Origin of the sequence: Dactylosporangium sp. NPDC051484, assembly GCF_040689395.1 — a bacterium.
GTDB lineage: Bacteria > Actinomycetota > Actinomycetes > Mycobacteriales > Micromonosporaceae > Dactylosporangium.
Genome location: NZ_JBFAZX010000001.1, coordinates 388,979 through 410,931 on the forward strand (window position 1 = coordinate 388,979; position 21,953 = coordinate 410,931).

Annotated in this window: 20 protein-coding genes and 1 tRNA gene; 9 read left to right on the forward strand and 12 right to left on the reverse strand. The window is 73.2% G+C overall.

The annotated features are described in order from the left end of the window. The first annotated feature begins 71 nt into the window (after positions 1-71). Entirely contained in the window at positions 72-968 is an 897-nt protein-coding gene (locus AB0367_RS01910) for an alpha/beta hydrolase-fold protein (RefSeq protein ID WP_366224269.1), read from the forward strand. 52 nt (positions 969-1,020) lie between these two features. Here the strand turns inward: AB0367_RS01910 and AB0367_RS01915 are convergent, their stop codons facing one another. The 4 genes from AB0367_RS01915 to AB0367_RS01930 are packed head-to-tail and all read right to left on the reverse strand — an operon-like array spanning position 1,021 to position 5,107. Continuing rightward, positions 1,021-2,526, reverse strand: a complete 1,506-nt coding sequence (locus AB0367_RS01915; RefSeq protein ID WP_366224270.1) for a hypothetical protein — start codon at positions 2,524-2,526, stop codon at positions 1,021-1,023. Then, positions 2,523-3,383 carry an ATP-binding cassette domain-containing protein gene (locus AB0367_RS01920; RefSeq protein WP_366224271.1) on the reverse strand — a complete coding sequence of 287 codons (861 nt, stop codon included), beginning with the start codon at positions 3,381-3,383 and terminating at the stop codon, positions 2,523-2,525. Before AB0367_RS01920 ends, AB0367_RS01915 begins: the two co-directional genes overlap by 4 nt. Positions 3,384-3,386: 3 nt before the next feature. After that, a complete protein-coding gene (locus AB0367_RS01925; RefSeq protein ID WP_366224272.1) occupies positions 3,387-4,481 on the reverse strand; it encodes a histidine kinase in 1,095 nt (364 codons plus the stop codon). Beyond that, positions 4,478-5,107 carry a response regulator transcription factor gene (locus tag AB0367_RS01930; RefSeq protein WP_366224273.1) on the reverse strand — a complete coding sequence of 210 codons (630 nt, stop codon included), beginning with the start codon at positions 5,105-5,107 and terminating at the stop codon, positions 4,478-4,480. The genes AB0367_RS01925 and AB0367_RS01930 overlap by 4 nt, the downstream gene beginning before the upstream one ends. A gap of 124 nt (positions 5,108-5,231) precedes the next feature. On the opposite strand from AB0367_RS01930, the gene nhaA reads away from it, so the two are divergent. Beyond that, complete coding sequence (nhaA, locus tag AB0367_RS01935; protein ID WP_366224274.1) at positions 5,232-7,094, forward strand: Na+/H+ antiporter NhaA; 1,863 nt, start codon at positions 5,232-5,234, stop codon at positions 7,092-7,094. A gap of 1,823 nt (positions 7,095-8,917) precedes the next feature. Beyond that, positions 8,918-8,990, forward strand: a tRNA-Arg gene (locus AB0367_RS01940). A 735-nt stretch (positions 8,991-9,725) separates the two neighbouring features. On the opposite strand, the gene AB0367_RS01945 is transcribed toward AB0367_RS01940, so the two are convergent. Further along, positions 9,726-10,970, reverse strand: coding sequence for an APC family permease (locus tag AB0367_RS01945; protein WP_366224275.1), 1,245 nt, complete (start codon positions 10,968-10,970; stop codon positions 9,726-9,728). A 54-nt stretch (positions 10,971-11,024) separates the two neighbouring features. Here AB0367_RS01945 and AB0367_RS01950 point away from each other — a divergent pair, with 54 nt between their 5' ends. Further along, complete coding sequence (locus AB0367_RS01950) at positions 11,025-11,225, forward strand: hypothetical protein (RefSeq protein WP_366224276.1); 201 nt, start codon at positions 11,025-11,027, stop codon at positions 11,223-11,225. 8 nt (positions 11,226-11,233) lie between these two features. Here the strand turns inward: AB0367_RS01950 and AB0367_RS01955 are convergent, their stop codons facing one another. Next, the gene (locus AB0367_RS01955; protein ID WP_366224277.1) at positions 11,234-11,917 is read right to left on the reverse strand and encodes an RluA family pseudouridine synthase; all 684 of its coding nucleotides are present in this window, start codon (positions 11,915-11,917) and stop codon (positions 11,234-11,236) included. A gap of 175 nt (positions 11,918-12,092) precedes the next feature. On the opposite strand from AB0367_RS01955, the gene AB0367_RS01960 reads away from it, so the two are divergent. After that, positions 12,093-12,677 (forward strand): DedA family protein, encoded by a 585-nt coding sequence (locus AB0367_RS01960; protein WP_366224278.1) that lies wholly within the window; start codon positions 12,093-12,095, stop codon positions 12,675-12,677. A gap of 60 nt (positions 12,678-12,737) precedes the next feature. Next, complete coding sequence (locus AB0367_RS01965; protein ID WP_366224279.1) at positions 12,738-12,932, forward strand: CsbD family protein; 195 nt, start codon at positions 12,738-12,740, stop codon at positions 12,930-12,932. Positions 12,933-12,985: 53 nt separating this feature from the next. On the opposite strand, the gene AB0367_RS01970 is transcribed toward AB0367_RS01965, so the two are convergent. Together AB0367_RS01970 and AB0367_RS01975 are read right to left on the reverse strand one after the other, a co-directional pair. Beyond that, on the reverse strand, positions 12,986-13,417 hold the full coding sequence (locus tag AB0367_RS01970; RefSeq protein WP_366224280.1) for a hypothetical protein: 432 nt from the start codon (positions 13,415-13,417) through the stop codon (positions 12,986-12,988). A gap of 36 nt (positions 13,418-13,453) precedes the next feature. Then, the gene (locus tag AB0367_RS01975; RefSeq protein WP_366224281.1) at positions 13,454-15,076 is read right to left on the reverse strand and encodes a family 10 glycosylhydrolase; all 1,623 of its coding nucleotides are present in this window, start codon (positions 15,074-15,076) and stop codon (positions 13,454-13,456) included. 119 nt (positions 15,077-15,195) lie between these two features. On the opposite strand from AB0367_RS01975, the gene AB0367_RS01980 reads away from it, so the two are divergent. After that, entirely contained in the window at positions 15,196-15,921 is a 726-nt protein-coding gene (locus AB0367_RS01980) for an enoyl-CoA hydratase-related protein (protein ID WP_366224282.1), read from the forward strand. Positions 15,922-15,944: 23 nt separating this feature from the next. On the opposite strand, the gene AB0367_RS01985 is transcribed toward AB0367_RS01980, so the two are convergent. From AB0367_RS01985 to AB0367_RS01995, 3 genes are all read right to left on the reverse strand, one after another. Further along, positions 15,945-17,159, reverse strand: a complete 1,215-nt coding sequence (locus AB0367_RS01985) for a glycosyltransferase (RefSeq protein WP_366224283.1) — start codon at positions 17,157-17,159, stop codon at positions 15,945-15,947. A 94-nt stretch (positions 17,160-17,253) separates the two neighbouring features. After that, positions 17,254-19,212 carry a glycosyltransferase family 39 protein gene (locus tag AB0367_RS01990; RefSeq protein WP_366224284.1) on the reverse strand — a complete coding sequence of 653 codons (1,959 nt, stop codon included), beginning with the start codon at positions 19,210-19,212 and terminating at the stop codon, positions 17,254-17,256. A 62-nt stretch (positions 19,213-19,274) separates the two neighbouring features. Further along, a complete protein-coding gene (locus AB0367_RS01995) occupies positions 19,275-19,778 on the reverse strand; it encodes a PaaI family thioesterase (RefSeq protein WP_366224285.1) in 504 nt (167 codons plus the stop codon). 65 nt (positions 19,779-19,843) lie between these two features. On the opposite strand from AB0367_RS01995, the gene AB0367_RS02000 reads away from it, so the two are divergent. Further along, entirely contained in the window at positions 19,844-20,332 is a 489-nt protein-coding gene (locus AB0367_RS02000; RefSeq protein ID WP_366224286.1) for a helix-turn-helix domain-containing protein, read from the forward strand. 106 nt (positions 20,333-20,438) lie between these two features. After that, the gene (locus tag AB0367_RS02005; protein WP_366224287.1) at positions 20,439-21,137 is read left to right on the forward strand and encodes an NRDE family protein; all 699 of its coding nucleotides are present in this window, start codon (positions 20,439-20,441) and stop codon (positions 21,135-21,137) included. 168 nt (positions 21,138-21,305) lie between these two features. Here AB0367_RS02005 and AB0367_RS02010 read toward each other — a convergent pair whose 3' ends face one another. Beyond that, on the reverse strand, positions 21,306-21,896 hold the full coding sequence (locus AB0367_RS02010; RefSeq protein ID WP_366224288.1) for a DUF998 domain-containing protein: 591 nt from the start codon (positions 21,894-21,896) through the stop codon (positions 21,306-21,308). Between the last annotated feature and the right edge of the window lie 57 nt (positions 21,897-21,953).

The following is a 21,953-nucleotide window of genomic DNA, read 5'->3' on the forward strand; positions in this document are numbered from 1 at the left end:
TCGCCATGCCGGCCCCGAAGAGCCGACGCGCGGGTCCGCGCGACGGACATCGAGCGGCTACCGTGTCGCGCATGGGCATCAGCCGGCGCTCGGCGCTGCTGGCGATCGGCGGCGGCGCGGTGCTGGCCGTCACCGCCGGGTTCGAGCTCGTCGACCACGCCGTGCTGCCCGGCAAGGGGCGCCTGGACGAGGCTCTCGGCCGCTGCGACGCCGCCGCGCCGAGGCCTCCCGCCGCGCCGACGGCCGAGGCGCCGGTGCTCATCACCGGCTCCTTCCGCTCCCAGCGCCGCGGCCGGGAGGTCGGCTACGCGCTGGCCTATCCGCCGGGATACGAGCCGGATGCCCGGCTGCCGGTGTGCCTCGCGCTGCACGGCTTCGGCGCCAACGCCGACCAGGCGGCGAACCTGGGCGGCTACCCGCGGCTGCTCGCCGGAGCCGTGCACGCGGGCGTGGCGCCCTTCGTCATCGCCGCGGCCGACGGCGGCGACGGGTACTGGCACCCGCACGCCACCGACGACCCGCTCGGCATGCTCATCGACGAGTTCCTGCCGCTCATCGGCGGCCGGGGCCTCGACATCGACCGGGCCGCAGTCGCCGGCTGGTCGATGGGCGGCTACGGCGCGCTGCTGTGCGGGTTGGAGCATCGCGACCGCTTCCGGCTGATCGTCGCCTCCTCGCCGGCGATCTTCCGCGACTACGCCGACGCCGAGCGGGTCAATCCGGGCGCGTATGACTCGGCGGAGGAGTGGGCGCGCTACGACGTGACCGCGCGGGCGGCGGAGCTGTCCGGGCTGCCGGTCCGCATCGACATCGGCGCGGCGGACCCGTTCGCGCCCGCGGTGCGCCGTCTGCGCGACCGCCTGCCCGACCCGTCCGTCGTGACGCTGTCGACCGGCTGCCACGACGGCCGCTACTGGGACGCGGTCGCCCCGGCCCAGATCCGCGCCATCTCCGCCGCGCTCGCTTAGCTCAGCAGAGCGGTTCGGCGGTGGCCGTTTCACCGCGGTGTGTCGCACGGACTCAGCGGCGGGTTTCGCGCCACGCGGTGCGGGCGAGCGCGGTGGCGACGCCGGCCGCCGCGGCCACCGCCCACAGCGCCGGGCTCGGCCCGGTGAGGCGGCCGTGGTCGCGCAGCGCGCCCATGAAGTCCAGCGCGCTGGTGTCGTTGATCAGGAGGTACCACAGGATGGTGTAGACCGCCTGGAAGACCCTCGGCGCCCCGGTCAGCGCGCCGAGGGCCAGGGCGAGCGCGGGGATGAACGCAGCGCCGGCCGTCCAGGCGGCCAGCCCCGGCAGGTCGCCGGCGAACGCCATCCGGGCCGCCGCGCCCGCGCCGATGGCCGCGGCCAGCAGCGCGCCCGCGCACCATTCGGCGACGACGCGGCCGCGCGGGGCGGGATACGCGGCGAGGATCGCGTCCGCGCCCGACGCCGCCGGCTGGGTGCCCAGCCGCGACCAGAGCAGCACCGGCCAGATCCACACGAGCGCGAGCACCGCGCCGGGCGGCGCGGCGAGGCCGCCCAGGGCCAGCGCGCCAGCGCCCAGCCACCACCACAACGGCGCGCCCCGCACCAGGATGCGCAGCTCGCCGGCGAGCAGGCGCGGGCCCGTTCCGCCGCGCCGGGGCTCGGTCCGGGGGAGCCCCTTGTAGTCGGTTCGCGGCTCGGGGCCGGCGGCCGCCCGCCCGGCGCGCGCCGGGCGGTCGAAGCGGTGGAACCACAGGGCCGGCAGGAGCGCGACCGCGATCGCGACGGCGGTGAGCGCGAGCCGGCCGCCGAGGAACCCGGCGTCCAGCCGCAGGCCGGGCCAGTCGAAGGTGCGCAGGGGCTCGTCGACGTACATCAGGCCGAGCCCAACGTCGTTTCCAACGTCCTGCGAGGCGCCGGCCGGCAGGGTGACCGGGCGCAGGCCCAGCCCGCCGAACGGCGCGTGCGGCGACTGCCCGCCGATCGCGCCGATCATCCACACGAAGAACCACAGCACGTTGCCCAGCCCACCGCGCAGCACCGGCGTCGTCTCGAACAGCATGGCCAGGGCCGCGGTGCACACGAGCATCGGCAGCGCGACGAGCGCGAACGGCAGTGCCAGCGCGATCGGGTCCACCGTGCGCGACTCGCCCCGCAGCAGCAGTAGCACCAGCGCGGTCGCGGCGAGGACCACGACCATCGAGCCGAGCACCATCACGTTGCTGAGCAGCTTGCCGGCGAGGTAGACCGGCGTGCGTAGCGGCGAGGCGGCAAGCAGCTGCCCCACGCCGGTGCGCTCGTCCCGCGTGACCGCGTCGCGCACCAGGTAGAACCCGACCAGCGTGAGCCACAAGGCGCTCGTCAGCGCGGTGACCATGCCCACGTAGTCGCTGGTGTACCGCCCGCGGAAGCCCCCGATGACGAGCACCGACCAGTGCGCGCCGGTGGGCGGCACCGCCAGCAGCCCGAGGCCGATCGCCGAGATCAGCATGAGGAGGTACGCCGGGCGGCGCGCCCGCTCGCGGAAGTCCGCCAGCGCCAGGCCGAGCAGTGCGTTCACCGGTGCACCGCCCCGACGTAGGCGTCCTCCAGGTCCGGCGCGGCCGGTGCGGCGTCGGCGAGCGGCCGGCTCGTCGCCAGCACCCGCAGCCGTACGCCGGCCGGGGTGCGCACCGCCCGGGTGGTGAGCAGCCGCTGCTGCAGCCCGGCGGCGGCCTCGGGCGGCACGGTGACCTCCCAGACGTGCCCGGCGACGCCGCGCAGCAGCTCCTCCGGGGTCCCGTCGAGGCGGATCCGGCCGCCCTTGACCACCGCGATCCGCGTCGCGACCGACTCGACGTCGCTCACGATGTGCGTGGACAGCAGCACCAGCCGGTCGGCGGCGAGGTCGCTGAGCAGGTTGCGAAACCGGACCCGCTCCTCGGGGTCGAGGCCGGCGGTCGGCTCGTCGACGATGACGACGCGCGGGTCGGCCAGCAGCGTCTGCGCGATGCCGACCCGGCGCAGCATGCCGCCGGAGTAGCCGCCGAGCGGCCGGCGCGCGGCGTGGGTCAGGTTCACCAGCTCCAGCAGTTCGTCGATGCGCGCCCGGGCGGAGCGGGCGGAGAGACCCTTGACCGCGGCCAGGTACGCCAGGAACTCCACCGCTGACAGGTTCGGGTACACCCCGAAGTCCTGCGGCAGGTAGCCCAGCGCGCGGCGTAGCTCGCCGGGCCGGGCGATCGCGTCGGCGCCGTCGAAGCGCACCCGGCCGCTCGTCGGGCGGGTCACTGTAGCGGCGATGCGCAGCAGCGAGGACTTCCCGGCGCCGTTGGGCCCGAGCAGACCGAGCAGCCCCGGCCCGAGGCGCAGCGTCAGGCCGTCGACGGCGCGCTTGCCGCCCTTGTAGACCTTCGTGATGTCGAGCAGTTCGAGCATGCCTCAAGGCTGGGCGGCGCGGTCGCCCGGCACATCTGCCGAACGGGAGAGATCGCAGACCACGCGCCAGCCGCCGGCGTGCGGCCCGGCGCGCACTTCCCCGCCCACGGCCCGGACGCGCTCGGCGAGCCCCGCGAGCCCGCTGCCGCCGCCGGATCTCGGTATGGCCGAAGTGTCCCTGTCCTCCGCGCTGCCGTCGTTGTCGATGGTCAGGACGCCCGCCGCCGAAAGCCGGACCCGCACCCCCGCGCCGGCCGGGGCGTGCCGGCGCACATTGGTGAGGGCCTCGATGACCACGTGGTAGGCGGCCGTCCCAGCCGCCACGGAGAGCCCGACGCCCGGCTCGATCTCCAGCGTCGCGCCGCCGCCGAAGCGGGAGACCACGCCCGGCAGGTCGGCGAGGCCGTACACCCGTGGCGTGGCGTCCTCATCGGCGCGCAGCGCGGCCACCATGTCGTCCATCGCCGCCAGCGCGCGCTGCCCGGCGGCCTCGATGCGCTCGTGCGAGCCCGCCTCCGGGGCGACCTGCGCGGCCTGCGCCTCGACGACGATGCCGGTGATCTCGTGGGCCACCAGGTCGTGCAGGTCGCGGGCGAGCTCGAGGCGCTGCGCGCGGCGGGCCGCGGCCAGGGCGCGGGCGCGGCGGGCGTCGGCCGCGCGCAGCCACAGGCCCACGCCGGCGATCGCCACGGCCGCCGCGAACGCGGTCCCGACGAGCAGGACCGAGGCGTTGAGCCGGTCGTGCGAGACGTGCAGGGTGACGCGCAGGGGGAGCGCGGTCGTCGCCAGAGCCACCAGCGCGCCGGCCACGGCCGCCCGCCGGGCCGGCGCGCGGCGCAGGAGGCGCACCTGCAGCACCAGCAGGGGAAGGAACTCGAACGGGAGCCATAGGCCCGCCACCGCGGGCGGCCCCCGGTAGCCGGCGGTGACCGCGAGCGAGCCGAGCGCGGCGGCCAGGGGCAGCACGGCGAGGGAGGGGCGGATCGCGGCGGCGACGGCGAGCATGGCCGCCACGCTCACGAGGACGCCCGGCCCGCGGGTGAAGGGCAGCCCGCACAGCACCGGCACGGCGAGCAGGAGCAGCCACAGCGCCCTCACGCCGCGACGACCCCGTTGTTCCAGGCCCATACCGCGATCCCGACGCGGTTGCGCACGCCGAGCTTGCGCTGGACGGCGGCGACGTGCGTCTTCACCGTGCCGGTCGAGATGAACAACTCGGCGCCGATCTCCGCGTTGGTCCGGCCGGCCCCGACGTGCCCGGCGATCTCCAGCTCGCGGTCGGTGAGCGGCTCCGGGGACTCGGGACGCGGGCGCGACAGGTGGCGCAGCAGCTTGACCGTGATCGCCGGGCTGATCAGGCTCTCGCCGGAGACGGCGGCCCGCACGGCCTCGGTGAGCAGGGCCGGGCCTGAGCGCTTGAGCAGGAAGCCGGCGGCCCCGTTGCGCAGCGCCGTGTAGACGTACTCATCCAGGTCGAACGTGGTGACGACGACCACCCGGGTCGGGCCGGCCGCGAGCTCGCGGGTGAGGGTGAGGCCGTCCATGCGCGGCATCCGGATGTCGACGAGGGCGACGTCGGGCTCCAGCGCCCGGACGCGCTCCAGCGCCTCGACGCCGTCCGCGGCCTCGCCGATCACCTCGATGTCCCCGGCCGCGCTCAGGATGCGGCGCAGGCCGTCGCGGACCATCTTCTGGTCGTCGGCGATGAGCACCCGGATTCCCACCGCCCGAGCGTAACGGCGCCCGCGCGACATAGGCTTTCGCGATATGGCGGCAGCTGAGACGCCGCAAGGCGCCTCATACGAGGTACCGGAAATATCCGGACGAACCACCATTTGGCGGCGCGACGTGACCGCTCCGCTGCGGGCCTTCATGCGCACCGAGTCCGGCAGCGCCGGTGTCCTGGTCGCCGCGATCGCGGCCGCGCTGATCTGGGCCAACGTCGACCCGGCGGGCTACGGGCGGGTTTGGGGCACCGAGCTCGCCCTCCGCGTCGGCGGCTGGGAGCTGGCCTACGATCTGCGCACCTGGGTCAACAGCGGCCTCATGACACTGTTTTTCCTGGTCGTCGGCCTGGAGGCGCGGCGCGAGTTCGACCTCGGCGACCTGCGCGACCGCCGCCGGTTCGTGCTGCCGCTCGCCGCCGGCCTGGCCGGGATGGTGATCCCGGTCGTCATCTACCTGGCGGTCAACCGCGGCGGCCCGGGCGCGCAGGGCTGGGGCGTGGCCATGTCCACCGACACCGCGCTCGCGCTCGGCCTGCTCGCGCTCGTCGGCCGCGGCGTGCCCGAGCAGGCGCGGGCCTTCCTGCTCACCGTGTTCGTCGTCGACGATCTGGCCGCGCTCGTGATCATCGCGGTGGCGTACTCCGAGCACATCGTCCTCATGCCGCTGCTGCTCGCTGTGACCGTGTTCGGCCTGCTACTCGGCCTGCGCGCGCTCCGGGTGCGGCGCGGCATCGTCTACGCGCCGTTCTGCGTCCTGCTGTGGTACCTCATGCTGCGCAGCGGCGTGGACCCGGTCGTCTCCGGGCTCGCGATCGGGCTGACCGCGACCGCGTACACGCCCGCCCGCGGCGCGCTGGAGGCGGCCAGCGGCCTGTTCAAGCTCTTCCGCGAGCAGCCGACGGCGGAGCTGGCCCGCTCGGCGTCGCTGGGCCTCACCCAGACGCTGTCGCCCAACGAGCGGCTGCAGCGGATGTACCACCCGTGGAGCAGCTTCCTCATCGTCCCGCTCTTCGGCCTGGCCAACGCCGGCATCCCGATCGACGGCCCGTTCCTCGTGCGGGCGTTCACCTCGCCGATCACCTTGGGCATCCTGGCCGGGTACGTGCTGGGCAAGCCGATCGCGGTCGCCGGCACCGCCTGGCTGGTGACCCGGCTGTCCGGCCGCCGGGTGCGGCCCGGCGCAGGGTGGGCGGCGGTGCTCGGCAGCGGCACGATCGCCGGCATCGGCTTCACGGTGTCGCTGCTCATCGCGAGCCTGGCGTTCACCGGCGACGACCTCGCCGAGGCCAAGCTGGGCGTGCTGGCCGCGGCCGTGCTCGCGTCGCTGGGCACCTGGGTGGTGTACCGCGTGACGGCCCTGCTGCCGAAGCCGAGGCGCGCCCGGGCGCTGCTGGGCGACGCCGACGTCCTCGTCGACCTCATCCCGCCCGTGGACGTGACCGTCGACCACGTGCGCGGGGCCGCGGGCGCCTCGGTGACAGTGGTCGAGTACGGCGACTTCCAGTGCCCGTACTGCGGCCAGGCCGAGCCCGTCGTCCGTGAACTGCTCGCCGACGCCGACCTGCGCTACGTTTGGCGGCACCTGCCGCTCACCGACGTACACCCGCAGGCCCAGCTCGCCGCCGAGGCGTCCGAGGCGGCGGCCGCGCAGGGCGCGTTCTGGCCCATGCACGACCTTCTCCTCGACCACCAGGACGAGCTCAAGCCGATGGACCTGGTCCGCTACGCCGAGCGGCTCGGCCTGGACCGGCAGCGCTTCCACGAGGACCTGATGGACCACGTGCATGCGGCCCGGATCGCCCAGGACCTGGAGTCCGCGGACCTCAGCGGCGTCAGCGGTACCCCCACCTTCTTCATCAACGGCCGCCGCCACTATGGCGCCTACGACATCGCGACCCTGACCGAGGCGGTGAAGGTGGCCCGCATCCGCGCGGTCATCGGCACGTCCACAGCATCGCCACCCGGCGGCCGTTCTGCGGGATGATCACGGTCCCGGCGACGGTGCGCGTCCTGCGGCTTGGCGCCGGCCCGGCCGTCGATCGTGGGTGCCGGCAGCTTCGTGGGTTTGCCGTCCGGCGACCGGACCCAGATCGGTGTCGTTGTGAACCAGCGTCCCGACCTGGATCGAGCCGGCCGGGCAGGTCGCGCACGTGTCCCTCCTCGAACACCACGGCGACGGCGTGGTACTTGCGCCGGGTCCAACACGGTCACCCTCGCCCCGTCGAAGCTCTGCCCGACGTGGTACCGCCCGGTCGGGTCGTCGCGCCTCCGGGGCGCACCGAGCGGCGCCGCCCGGCACCCGGTCGCCGAGGGCTCCGGGCTGGGGGAGGTGCTGATCGCGGGCTGTGGGTCCGGCAGGTGGTCCCGGCTGCCGGCGAACGCCCAGCCACCGACGAGGACCATCAGCACAACCGCGGCCATGGACGCGGCGCGGACGATGGCGCGGCGCCGCTCGCCCCGCGCGATCGCGTGCTGCACGTTGACGGTGGATGGGCCGCGGGGGCCTGGCGCAGTGGCATCAGCAGGTCGGTCGTGCGCTTGCCGTCGATGTCCATCACTCAGACCGTCCTCTGCAGGTCGTCGCCAACGAGCACGCGCAGCGTGGCCAGCCCGCGCCTGCTGCCGCCGTGGCACCCGGGCGAGCGCGGCCCGTAGCACCAGTGCATCCTCGACCGCGCCGTGCGGACCCGTCGGCATCGGCGGAGGCGGAGGCTCGGGCGCCCAGCCGGTCAGCCCCGACACGCGCCCAGGGCCGGCGCCGCTCGTCGATGAACGTGCGCATGAGCATCCTCCGCACGTACTGGTCGAGGTGCTCGACGGCGCTGACGCACGACGTCGTCGGCCTGGTGCTCGTCGCCGCGCGCCCACGAGACGGTCACTGGAGAGCCCGTTGCCCGGAAAGCCGGCACGGCGGATCCCGGCACGCGCGTGCACCATTTGACATTATGGACTGCCGTTCGGGGCGGTGGTTTCGGTCGCGTTCTGAGATAATTACACGCATGGGGCAGCTGCAATTATTTTCCAGGGCGGAATTGGCTGCCATGCGTGACCGGACCAGGTCACGTCGTTATTGTCCGGCGAATGAGCAGTTCCGCCGGGAGCATGCTCGGCATCGGGATTGGGGCCTGGCCAGGCGGCACGCCGAGAAGCTCCGCCGCGTGCGCGGTGACACCCCGCCAGCGGTCAGCGACCAGCGGGACGGATCGGGGCAGGGGCAGGGGCCGGTGCCGCCCTCGCCGCCTCCGTCGCCTCCGCCGGTCACGCCGTCTGACCAGGCGCGACGTCCCGCGAGCAGTGCTGCGGCAAACGACCGCGAACCCGCGCCGCGCCAGGTGGGCGACGCCGGGCGGCCCGGTCCTGTCCCGAAGCCTCGTTGCGCACCCACGCCACAGCCGCGCCGGCCCGCCGGTCCGGCAACGCATCGAATGGTTGGCGGCAATATACGGCCGCCGGTATATCGCGGCCGTCTTTCGACAATGCCTCGCACGGTCGGGCGGCATTTCCGTCGAATGCTCGGCGCGGCGGGAACAAGCAACCGCTGTTCCCATGGACCGCCGGTGCCAATTCCCGAATGTCTCGACAATGAGGTGGTTTCAGCGTTGCTAGCTTTCCGCAAGTCGCCTGCGTGTTCCCTCGATGCTGCCGTAGCGGCGCGAGCCGCCCGGTCACGTACTCGACGTACTCCTCTTGCGCCAGTGCGCGCATCGGCCCCTCGGTCGGACTGAAACGAGCGGCGCACTGTGGGAGGTTGCACGGATACGCGATTTCGGCCGGACCGGGTTCTCCCCTAGACTCGACCTCGGACATGGCCTCGTAGCTCAGGGGATAGAGCACCGCTCTCCTAAAGCGGGTGTCGCGCGTTCGATTCGCGCCGGGGCCACCGGCCACTGGCGGTCCCTGCTGCGCGGCGGGGGCCGCTTGCCGTTTGTGGCGGTGGATTCCTTCCGCTCGCTTCGCTCGCTCGGGGCGGGGGGCTTCGCCCACCCGCACCCCCGTGTCGGGGGTGGTGGTTCGTGGGGAGCTTGCGGTCCTGGCAGGGCTTGGCAAATCGGCACCTCCTCGTTGGGTGGCGGCTCGTGGGGGTTTGGGTCCTGGGCAGGGGCTTGGCCAACCGATATCCCCTCGTTGGGTGGCGGTTTGTGGGGGCTTGCGGTCCTGGCAGGGGGTTTGCCCACCGCCGCTGCGGAGGGGGCGTTCGTGGGGAGCGTTCGGTGCCGGGCGGGGGCTTGCCCGCCGGCGCCTCGTGGTGGAGCTTTACCCGTCCGCCCTTCCTGGCCGAGGTGGCGCCCGAGGTGACCGAGCGCTTCTTGCCAGCTGCGGTTGCGGCGACCTCCGGCGGCTGGTCGGGGTGTTGGTTCCGGAGGTCAGCCTGGTCGGTTACGGCGGCGGCCCGGCTCCGAGCCCCGCGCAGACCATGGTCGACGGCGGGTTGATCTTCCGGGCCCTGGTCACGGTCGCTGGCCGGGTGCCGCCTGGGACGACCAGCGAGATCGCCCAGCTCAACGGCGCCGCGGGTGTGCCGATCACCCGCGATGACCGTGCTGCCGTCGGTGGCGGGATGCCTGGTCGGCAATCCCGAGAAGTGACCGTGCCCGGTCGAGCCGTACAGGAACCGTTAGGAACTGGCGGGTCGTGTGGTGCGGCGGCGGGACAGCCACAGGAGGGCGCCGATCGCGAAGACGGCGAGGCCGGCGAGTACCGATGCGGAGGGCAACGTCGCGGCCAGCAGCAGGCAGCCGGCCAGGCCGGCCACCGGGATGACTCGGGGTGGTGCGCCCTCGGCACGGCGCAGCGTGAGCGCCGCGCCGTTTGCGATCGCGTAGTAGACGAGCACGCCGAACGACGAGAAGCCGATCGCGCCGCGCAGGTCGAGGAACGTCACCAGCAGGATCACCGCGACGCCGACGGCCACCTCCGCGCGATGCGGGATGCGCCGGACCGGGTGCACCGCGGCGAGGAACCCGGGCAGGTGCCGGTCGCGGGCCATGGCCAGGGTCGTGCGCGACACGCCGAGGACCAGCGCGATCAGCGAGCCCAGCGCCGCGATCGCCGCGCCCGTGCGCACGGCGGGGGTGAGCCACCCGGCGCCGGCCGCGGTGACGGCGTCGGCCAGCGGGGCGGTGGACGCGGCGAGCCGCACCGGGCCGAGCGCGGCCAGGGCGGCGACGGCTACGGCGAGGTACACCAGCAGCGTGATGCCGAGCGCGAGCGGGACGGCCCGCGGGATCGTGCGGGCCGGGTCGGCGACCTCCTCGCCCAGCGTGGCGATGCGCGCGTAGCCGGCGAACGCGAAGAACAGCAGCCCCGCGGCCTGTAGCACACCCCAGCCGCCGCCCGTCGCGGCGAGTTCGTGCGGTCCTGGACGGCCGAGCAGGCACGCGACGACGACGGCGGCGAGCACCGCCAGCACGACGCCGACGATGACCCGGGTGGCGAGCGCCGACTTCTGCACTCCGAACAGGTTGAGCGCGGTGACGGCGGCCACGGCGAGCACCGCGACCTCGCGCTGGTGCCCGGGCAGCGCGTAGGCGCCGACCGTGAGCGCCATCGCCGCGCACGACGCGGTCTTGCCGACGACGAAGCCCCAGCCGGCCAGGTACCCCCAGAAGTCGCCGAGCCGCCGCCGCCCGTAGACGTAGGTGCCGCCGGACTCGGGGTACAGCGCGGCGAGGCGCGCCGAGGACGTGGCGTTGCAGTAGGCGACCACGGCGGCGATGCCGAGCGCGACCAGCAGCAGGCCGCCGGCGGCGTGCGCGGCCGGCGCGAATGAGGCGAAGACGCCGGCACCGATCATGGCGCCGAGGCCCACGATGACCGCGTCCGGGGTCTTGAGGCGGCGGGCGAGCCGCGGAGTCGTCACGGACGGAGTCCAGCACATCTTTGGAAACCGCCGGTAACGGCAATCACCCTGACGTTGGCCTTCGCGTTCGTGCTCACGCCGATCGAGCTGGGCCTACTGCTGCGCGCCGCCGGGTGGTCGTCGCGGCGCCTGCCAGAGGTCCTGGCGTTTCGGCGGAAACTGCCGATCCGGTTGTACCTCATGATCGTGCCCTGCCTGACCGCCATCACCGTCGGCCTGGCGATCCTGCTGTCCCTGGCCGCCGTGTTGCTCTGATTGTCCTGTCAGGCGAAGCCCGGCGGGGGCGGGGCCTCGACGGTGACCCGCTCGCCGCGGTGGTCGAAGGACAGGCGCCACGAGTGCAGGTACGTCCGCCCGGCCGGGGACTTCTCGAACAGCGGGTCGCCCACGATCGGGTGACCGATCCACGCCAGGTGCACACGGATCTGGTGGCGGCGACCGGTCTGCGGCACGGCCTCCAGCAGCGCGCGCTCCGCGGTCTGGGAGCGGACCGTGAACGTGGTCACCGACGGATACGTGGACACCGTGTCGAACACCGCCGACGCCGGCACCGTCCAGGTGTCATCCTTGAGCACGATGCTCTCCCGAGGCGCCGCGATCCGCACCCGGTTCTTGCGTCCGACGCTCAACGGCAGGTCGATGCGGCCGGTCGGCGGCAGGCCGCCGGGCGTGGTCACCGCCAAATACGCCTTGTCCACCGTGCGCTTGTTGAACTGGCGGGTCAGCCCGCCGTGCACGGAGAGATCTTTGGCGAAGAGGATGACGCCGGACGTGACCTTGTCGATGCGGTGCACGGGGAAGAGCTCCTCGCCCTTCTCCGCGGCCATGCGCACCAGATCGGACTCGTGCCGTTCGCCCATCACGGAGACACCGGCCGGTTTGTCCAGCACGAGGATCCCGTCGTCCTCCAGGATCACGCGCTCACGAAAGTCCGCCCACATCGTCATAACATCGCACGTCGCGACGAGAGGGCTCGCACGGACCTGACGCCGGGCAGGTCACGTTGTGTGGCGAGGTGGACGACCTGCAGTACACATTCGGGAGAAGGTAGGGCAAGCCCCACCGCGAATCGGCGGGGTGGCACCGCTGATTCCGGGCGCGCCGGACGGCACCGTTGACCGCATGGAAGCGATGGCCGGCTGGGCTTACCTGGTGATCTTCGTGCTGCTGGTGGTGGACTGCCTGATCCCGGCGGTACCGGCGGAGACGAGCGTGATCGCCGGGGGAGCGCTCGCCGCGAGCGGGCATCTGCACGTCGCGGTCGTCCTGCTCGCGTCCGTGGCCGCCGTGATCGTCGGCGACCTGCTCACGCACGAGGCCGCCCGGCGCGGCGGACGGTGGCTGCTGGACCGCTGGCTGCGCGACGAGCGGTACCACCGGGCGGTCGGCTGGGTGGCCCGGCTGCTGGAGCGCCGCGGCGGGGCGATCGTCGCGGCCGGGCGGTTCGTCCCGCTCGGCCGCACGACGGTGGCGCTGGTCAGCGGATACGCGCGGTTCCCCCGGCGGCGGTTCCTACCGGCCATCGCGATCGGCGCGCTGCTGTGGAGTGGGTACACGATCGGCCTGGGCTACCTGGGCGGCAACGTGTTCACCGGCAACCCGCTCGCCGCGGCGGGGCTGGGGGTGGCGCTGTCGCTGCTCGTGACGGGTGTGACGACCGCGGCACAGCGGATGCGTTTGCGCGCCCGTAAAGCCGGGCACCCCTGAAGGAGCAGAGGCCGAGACCGGAAACCGACCGGAAGCACGCAGACCTGGAGGGAATTCGCCATGGGTTTCAAGGACAAGGTCGAGCACAAGGCCGAAGAGGCCAAGGGCACCGCCAAGGAGAAGTACGGCGAGGCCACCGACAACGAACGTCTCGAGGCTGAGGGCGCCGCCGAGCGTGCCGCCGCGAAGGCCAAGCAGGCCGGCGAGCACGTGAAGGACGCCGGGCGCAACGTGCGCGACGCATTCGAGCGCTGAACGTACCGTGATGGAATCGGGCCGCCCCCGCAACAGGGGCGGCCCGCCGTCGTTCAGTCCCGGTCGTCGCTCGTGCCGAGCGCCGCGCAGACCAGGATGAGCATCCCGACGATGACGTCGTTGGCGGTCGAGGTCGACCAGCCGTACTGCAGTACCAGCGGCGCGACCAGCAGCCACCCGGCCAGTCCGCCGGTGACCCAGCCGAACGCCGCCGCCGAGCGCGCGCTGAGCATCCGGATCGTCGTCACGGTCGCGATGGTGATGCCGGTGACCGCGTCGCTCCAGAACACGTCGTAGCGGCCGGCCCCGATGTAGCCGAACGGTACCGCCGAGACCACCAGCCACACGGCGGCCAGGAAGATGACGGTGAGCAGGGCCTTCGACGGGTGTTTCGTCTCATCCGCGGGTCTGTGGTCGTCCGCCGGCGTGACGCGGATGTGCGCCGGGGTCGTGAAGTCCTGATCCGAGATGAAACTCGTGCTCATGGCCCGAAGCCTCGGCAACACCCGGATGAGCGGGGCTCACCCCGGCGGTGGGCTTTCGTTCGGCGGGCCTTCGTTCCAGGACCGGTCCAGCCCGGTGACGCAGTAGGTGCCCTTCGGCCCGGTGAACTCCCCGTCGCCGCCGCGCCGCGTCGCGACCAGCCGCGCCGTGCCGTTCTCGATCCGGTACACGGCCGCGGACACGCCCTGGCCGGTCCAGCTGAGCTTGACGTCGTCGCCGTCGGTCCGGGACCGCACCGCGGGGGCGGCCGGCGCCGTGTTCGGCAGCCACCGCATCACCGGCGGGAGCGCGGGTGTGGCGTAGAAGTGCGCCGCGTACTTCGACACCGAGCCCAGCGCGTCGGCCCGCACGCTCTTGGCGCTGAAGTGGACGCTGCCGGTGACCTGCGCATACGTGCGGTTGAGCGCCAGCTCGCGGTCCAGCTCGCCGGGGTCGGACCACGGGCCGGGCTCCCCGGCACGGTAGTCGGCCTGCCCGATGTACAACTGCACCCTCGTGTCCTTGACGACCCCCGCCCACCAGGGCAGGAGCTTGGCGTAGTCCGCGACGTCGAAGCCGATGTGCCAGTACAGCTGCGGGACGATGTAGTCGAGCCACTGCTCGCGCACCCACAGCCGGGTGTCGGCGTAGATGTCGTCGTAGCTCTGCAGGCCGCGGGTGGGGGAGCCGGTCGGGTCGGTGGCGCTGTTGCGCCAGATCCCGAACGGGCTGATGCCGAACTTCACCCAGGGCTTGAGCTGCTTGATCCGCTGGCTCATCTCCTGGACCAGCTTGTTGACGTTGTCCCGGCGCCAGTCGGCCTTGCTCTTGCCGCCGCCGTACTGCCGGTACGCCGCGTCGTCGGGGAAGTCCTGGTTACCGACCGGGTACTGGTAGAAGAAGTCGTCGAAGTGCACCCCGTCGACGTCGTACTTCTCGACCGCCTCCAGCATCGAGTCCTCGACGAACTTGCGCGCCTCCGGGATGCCCGGATTGAAGTGCAGGCGGCTGCCGGTGGTGCCCGCCGACGGGTACACGACCGCCCACTCCGGGTGCTTGCGCAGCGGGTGGTCGGGGGCGAGCGCGTTGATGTCCGGCCCGGAGCCGGACGGGGCGGGCTGGCTGCCGCGGTACGGGTTGAACCACGCGTGGAACTCGAGGTTGCGCCGGTGGGTCTCGTCGATGATCCACTGCATGAGGTCGAAGCCCGGCCCCTGACCGCGCACGCCCGTGATCCACTCGGACCAGGGCGCGTACTGCGAGGGCCACAGCGCGTCTCCGCTGGGCCGGACGTGGACGAAGACCGCGTTGAGGTTGCGCTGCTGGGCGAGGTCCAGCCAGGAGAGGTACTCCGCCTTGATCTGCTCGACCGGCAGGCCGGGCCGGCTCGGCCAGTCGATGTTCTCGACCGTCGTGATCCAGATGCCGCGCAGCTCGCGGGGCGCGCTCAGCGGCACGCCGCCACAGCGGGCCATCCGGGCCTCGGCGCGGTCGGCCCGCTCGCCGAGCCCCACGCGCTCGACCCCGGGCGGCTTTCCGGTCGAGGCGTTGAGGGTGTCGACCCACACCGCACGAAGGGCGCCGACGCCGGCCACGACGGCCAGCACGATACCGGCGACGATCGGCAGCACCGGCGCGCGGCGGGGCAGGCGGTGACGCACCGGCCCAGTCTGCCCGGGCGGGGCCTCAGAGCAAGCCATTCGGACGTTTTCTAGACGATCAGACGAGGTGCGGGGGCCTGTAACCTTCCGAGGATGCACTCGAACGTCCCCGTGCGCGAATGGTGAGCGGCGAGCTGGTCCTCACGCAGGACGGCCCGATCGCCACCGTCGTCATCACCAACCCCGCCAAGCGCAACGCGATGACCGCGGCGATGTGGCGCGCGCTGCCCGGCCTGCTCGACGGCCCGGCCAAGGACCCGTCGGTACGCGTGCTGATCCTCGCCGGCGCGGGCGGAACGTTCTGCGCCGGAGCGGACATCGCCGACGCCGCGGCGGTGGCCCGCGCCGGCGACGCGAGCTTCGCGGTCGAGGCCGAGTTGGCGCTGGCCGGCTTCCCGAAGCCCACGATCGCGCGTGTCGACGGCTTCTGCGTCGGTGGCGGCTGCCAGCTCGCGGTGGCGTGCGACCTGCGCTTCGCCGCTGACGACAGCCGCTTCGGCGTGACCCCGGCCAAACTCGGGATCGTGTACCCTCCGTCGACCACCCACCGGCTGGCCGCTCTCATCGGTCCGGCCCGCGCGAAACTGCTCCTCTACACCGGGGAACTGATCGACGCCGCGGCGGCCGAGCGCATGGGCCTCGTCGACGCGGTGGTGCCCGCCGCCGAGCTGGCCGATTCGGTACTGCACGTGGCCTCCACGATCGCCGCCCGCTCAGGGCTGACGCAGTTCGCCACGAAGCAGGTGCTGGCGGGTGGCGAGCCGCCGGAGCAGGACGAGGCGGAGCTGGCCGAAGGCCTGGCCGCGTTCGCTGAACGCCGCCCTCCCCGCTTCGGCTGGTCCTGAGACAAGACCCACCGGTAAGACGTTCAGGCGCGGCGGAAGACCCACACGCGCATCAGGACGAACCGCAGGAGCGTGGTCACGGTGTTGGCGGCCACCAGCACCGCCAACTCCGCGAGATGGCCGTGCCCGGGCGCGGCCACGTTCAGCAGCGCCAGTGCCGCCGCGTTCAGGGCCAGGCCCAGTGTGAAGAGCAGCAGGCCCTGCACCTGGTGGCGCACCGCACCCGCGGCGCCACGGATGGCGAACGTCAGCCGCCGGTTGAGCGCGGTGTTGGCGATCGCGGTGCTCAGCAGGGCGACGAAGTTCGCGGCCTGAGCGCCGGTGGCCGGGCGGAGCAGGGTGAAGAGCGCGAGGAAGGCCACCGTCGAGACGATGCCGATGCCGGCGAAGCGCAGCAGCTGGGGCAGCATCCCGGCGGGCACGCCCTCGACCAGCGGGGCGCGGCCGAAGCGGCTGCGCAGGGCGGCCAGCGGGAGCTTGCCGGTGACCAGGGCGCGGCCCAGCCGCACGATGCCCTTGAGGTCGGCGACCGCGGTGGCCACGATGTCGACACGGCTGTCCGGGTCGTCGATCCAGTCGACCGGCACCTCGTGGATGCGCAGGCCGGCCCGCTGAGCGAGCACGAGCAGCTCGGTGTCGAAGAACCAGTCGGTGTCCTCGACCATCGGCAGCAGCTGTTCGGCCACGTCCCGCCGGATCGCCTTGAAGCCGCACTGCGCGTCGGAGAAGCGGGCGCTCAGGGCGGTACGAAGGATGCGGTTGTAGCTGCGGGAGATGAACTCGCGCTTCGGACCTCGAACCACGCGCGAGCCGCGCGCCAGCCGGCTGCCGACGCAGAGGTCGGAGTGCCCCGACAGCAGCGGCGCGACCAGGGGCAGCAGGGCGTTGAGGTCGGTGCTCAGGTCCACGTCCATGTACGCGAGCACCGGCGCGTCCGACGCCGACCACGCCCGCTTCAGCGCCCGGCCGCGACCCTTCTCGGGCAGGTGGAGCACCTCGACGCCAGGCAGCTCCACGCTGAGCGCCGTCGCCACCGCGCGGGTCGCGTCGGTGCTGGCGTTGTCGGCGACGGTGATCCGGAAGGGGTACGGGAAACCCTGGGTGAGGTGTTGGTACAGCCGGCGGACGCAGGGCCCGAGATCGGCTTCCTCGTTGTGGACCGGGATCACGACGTCGAGGACGGCACCGGCGTTGCGGTCACCGGCGCCGCTGGCGCGAGGAAGGGTCGCTGTGCTCATGGGGACCACGCTCGGGTGCCGACCTTCCGGAAGCTTTCGGCCAACCTGTGGCCGGCCTGTGAATCCAAACTCGGACATGTCCGTGATCCGGTCGTCAGACGGTGAGGTCGTAGAGGGTCGTGTTGCCGATCGTCTGGGCCGTGTAGTTGGCCTCCACCCAGGCCGCGATCTCCGCGCTGACTCGGCTGCCGCCGTTGCCGCGCCCGCCCAGCCCGGATCCGCCGATGAAGTAGTGGATCTTGCCCTGCTGGACGTACTGCTGGAACTGCGCCAGGCTCGGTGCGGGGTCGCTGCCGTTGAAGCCGCCGATCGCCATCACCGGCAGTTCGGTGGCGAGCTGGTAGCCGGAGGCGTTGTTGGAGCCGACGGCCGCGGCGACCCAGGCGTACTTCGAGCTGTCCTGCCGAAGGGCCGAGACCACCTCGGCGCTCGGGGTGGTGGCGTTGAGCAGGCCCCCCATGCCACCCCCGCCACGGCCCGTGAAGCCACCACCGGGGAAGCCGCCGCCCGTGAAGCCGCCACCGGGGAAGGCGCCGCCGGGCGGCGCGCCGCGGCCGCCGCGAAAGCCGCCCATGCCGCCCGCGATCGCTGGGCCCGCGGTGACGATCGAGCCGGTGTGCGGCGTGGCGGCGGTGTTCAGCGAGTAGGCGGCCGGGCCGCCGAGGACCGCGAAGAGCGCCAGGATGCCCGCCGCGAGCCGCGGGCCCCGGCCGAGCTGCTGGCTGAGCAGGATGCCGGCGGCCCCGAACGCGCCGGTGGCGAGCACCGCCACCCGCAGCCACGGATGGAAGTCGCCGTTGCGCTCGAGCAGGATGTACGACCAGATCGCGCTGACCGCGACCGTGCCGCCGAGTACCAGCAGCGCGTAGAGGTCGGACCGGCGCCGCCACAGCGTCGCAGCGCCCATGCCGGCCAGCGCGCCGATCGCCGGGGCCAGGGCCACCGTGTAGTAGTCGTGGAAGATGCCCCGCATGTAGCTGAAGACCACGACGGTGGTGACCAGCCAGCCGCCCCACAGCACGTACGCCGCCTTGCGCGTCGACCAGATCAGGCCCGCGACGGTGAGGATGAGCGCCGCCGGCAGCAGCCAGGACGCCTGGCCGCCGGTCTGCCCGTCCAGCAGGCGCGACCAGCCGGTTTCGCCCCAGCCGCCGCCGGCCCTGCCGCCACCGCCGCCGACGCTGCCGGTCTCGTTGCCCGTCAGCCGGCCGAAGCCGTTGTACCCCAGCGTGAGCTCGAGGATCGAGTTGTTCTGCGAGCCGCCGACATACGGCCGCCAGGAGGCCGGCGTCAGCGACACGATCGCCACCCACCAGCCGGCCGAGACGATCACCGCGGCGCCGGCCGCGAGCAGCTGCGCCAGGCGGCGGCCCCAGCCGGTCGGCGCGAACAGCAGGTACGCCAGCCCGAACGCCGGGACGACGAGCAGGGCCTGCAGCATCTTGGTCAGGAACCCGAAGCCGATCGCGCCGCCCGCGAACACCAGCCACCAGGTGCTGCCGCGTTCCAGGGCGCGCAGCATGCCGTACACCCCGGCCACCAGCAGCAGCATGAGCAGCGCGTCGGGGTTGTTGAAGCGGAACATCAGCGCGGCGACCGGTGTGGTGGCCAGCACCGCGCCGGCGAGCAGCCCGGCGGCCGGGCCGTGCCACCGCTTGACGGTGAGGTACAGCAGGCCGACCGTGCCCACGCCGATCAGCGCCTGCGGGGCCAGGACGCTCCACGAGCTCAGCCCGAAGATCCGCACCGACAGTCCGGTGACCCACAGCGCCGCCGGCGTCTTGTCCACGGTGATGAAGTTCGAGGCGTCCGAGGAGCCGAAGAACCACGCCTTCCAGCTCTCGCCGCCGGCCTGCGCGGCCGCGGCGTAGAAGGCGTTGCCCCAGCCGGAGGCGCTGAGGTTCCACAGGTACAGCGCGCCGGTGGCCAGCAGGAGCAGCCCGAGCGCCGGGCGCACCCAGACCGCGGAGCCGGCCGTCCTGGCGGCCGGGTTCCCGGGATCGGTCCCGGGGCCGGCCTCGGGTGCGGCCGGAGAGGTCAGCGTGGTCGTCATGCTGCCAAGGTGCGACCCGACCCTGCCAGCGCCTTCAACGGAAGCTGTGTGCCGACTGTGAACTACAGGTCGAACAGCATGCAGGTGGAGGTGGCGTGCGCGACCAGCGCGCCGCGGGCGTCGGTGATCTGGGCCTGGGCGAGCGCGGTCCGCCGGCCCTTGGAGATGACGGTGCCCTCGCAGGTCAGCACGCCGGAGGCGATCGAGGCGGGGCGCAGGAACTTCGTGGTCAGGTCGAGCGTCGTGTAGCCGACCCCGGCCGGCAGCGTCGAGTGCACGGCGCAGGCGGCCGCGGTGTCCAGCAGCGTGGCCAGCACGCCGCCGTGGATGCTGCCGAGCGGGTTGTAGTGGAATTCCTGCGGCTCGAGCGTCACCACCACGCGCCCGGCCTCGGCCTCGATCCGGCCCGCGCCCAGCAGGTGCGTGACGGGCGGCGCGGGCAGCTCACCGCGGGACATGGCCTGCAGCAGCTCCAGCCCGCCGCGCCGGCCGATCTCCGCCGCGTGGAGCATCGGATCGGACCACGAGAACGTGCGGCTGCGGAGGTCTCCCTCGGTCTGGGTCATGGGCCCAGCCTCCCGGCCGCTGCTGGATCTGTCAATAAGACTCAGCTCGGCGCTAGCCTGACTGCATGAGACCTAGAGCACTCGAATGGTCGGTGGACAACTGCACCATCGGCCGGGCGATGGCGATCCTCGGCGAGCGGTGGACGATCGTGGTGCTCCGCGAGGTCTTCAACGGCATCTTCCGCTTCGACGACATGCGCGTGCGCACGGGCATTCCCCGTCAGGTGCTCACCAACCGGCTCGGCGTGCTGGTCGACAACGGCATCCTGCGCCGGGTCCCGTATCGCGAGCCCGGCTCCCGTGGCCGCGACGAGTACCGCCTCACCGAGAAGGGTTTCGACCTGTACCCACTGCTGGTGGCCGTCCGCGAGTGGGGCGACCGGTATCTGGCCGACCCGGGCGGCCCGCCGCTGCGCACCGTCCACCGCGGCTGCGGCGCCGATGTCCACGCCACTCTGGTCTGCGAGCACGGGCACCTCGACATCGCGCCCCGTGACGTGGTCCCGCAGCCCGGCCCGGGCGCGATCCGGCGGGAGCAAAGCCCGGTGTCGTGACGAAGCGGGTGCGCTGGAGCACGCACCAAGCCGCTGCTGGCCGTCGAGTTCGGGAATTGGCTGACCGCCCGGATCCCGCGGTTGGCCGGAGCATAACGTTCGGTCCATGTGCACCGTGCTCCTCCGGTTCGATCCCGACGCCACCTGGCCCGTGCTGCTGGCCGCTGTCCGTGACGAATACCTCGCCCGACCCTGGGAGCCGCCCGCCGAGCACTGGCCGGGCCGGTTCGGCGGCCGCGACAGCACCGCCGGCGGGACCTGGCTGGCCGTGGACCCGGCCCGTCCGAGCGTCACGGCCCTGCTCAACGGCTACCCGCCGCTGCCGCCGGCCGGCGACCGCCCGACCCGCGGCTCCCTCCCATTGACCCCGTTCCCCCTGGACGACGACGTGCTCCAGTCCTTCGACGCCTTCCATCTGGTCCGCGCGGAGCCCACCGAGGTCGCGGTGACCTCGTGGGACGGCACGGCGGTCACGCACCGGCTCCTGCCGCCCGGCGACCACGTGATCGTCAACCAGGGCGTGGACGTCAACGACTTCGCCCCGCTGCGCGCCGCCGGGAATCCGGACCCGAAGCCCGGGCTGCCGCCGCGTGCGGCGTGGGGAGACTGGATCGGGCTGCTGTCCGGCGGCGAGTTCACCGGCGCCGCCGAGCGCCCGCTGCTGATCCGCCGGGAGGTCGACGGCCTGCTGTACGGCTCCGGCTCGGCCACCCTGGTGGCGATCGGCGAGCCGGGCGTCCGATACGACTTCACCGCCAACCCCGGTCCCGACGCGATCTGGGACGAGATCGGGCTACCGGACTAGCGCCAGCGACGCCTCCCACAACCGTGCCGCCCGGTCCGGGCTCACAGCGGGCTCGTCCGGGCGAACCGGCTGCGCACCACCGGCGGGGAAGAACGCCGTCGGCAGGATGCACCTGGCCGAGGGCCACCGTCCGGGTCATGCCGTCACCTCCGCTTCACTCCGGGCCGGTCAAGCCCTGATCCGCAGGTGCAGTGCGGCGGTCAGCACCACCCACGCGGAAACGGTGGCCAGGGCGATGCGCTCCGTCACCCCGGTGAACAGCGAGCGGCCGACGAAGAGGATGCCGGCCGCGGACAGGATCAGCGGCGGGTACGCGACGAGCAGCCCGACCCACCCGGCCCGGCGCAGGTGGCGGGTGATCGGCAGCACGGAGTACAGCAGGATCGCCAGCGCGCAGAGCAGCAGCGCGCCGATCGCGCCGGCCGCGTGGACGAGGTCGCGCGCGGCCGGCGTCTCGTACGGCGGCAGCGGGCACCCCGGGCTGCAGTGCACGACGCCGGCCACGACGGCCAGCGGGGCGGCGAGTCCGAGCGAGCCGCCGATCAGCGCGCAGGCGCGCCGCGCGGGCACCGCCAGCAGCGCCAGCGAGGCCGCCAGCAGGAGCATGCTGACCTGGTACAGCGGGGCGTGCGGCGCGCCGGGCACGCCCGACTCCGACACGTAGCGCCACGGCGCCGATCCCGCCACGGCGGCGGCCAGGCCCGCGGCGCCGAGCGTCCCGGCGATCGCGGACCCGGCGGCGGCCCAGCGGCTGATCACCGGCTCAGCCTAGTGATGCCCCGCGCGATCCTGCTGGTGACGGCGGGGCCGGTCGGG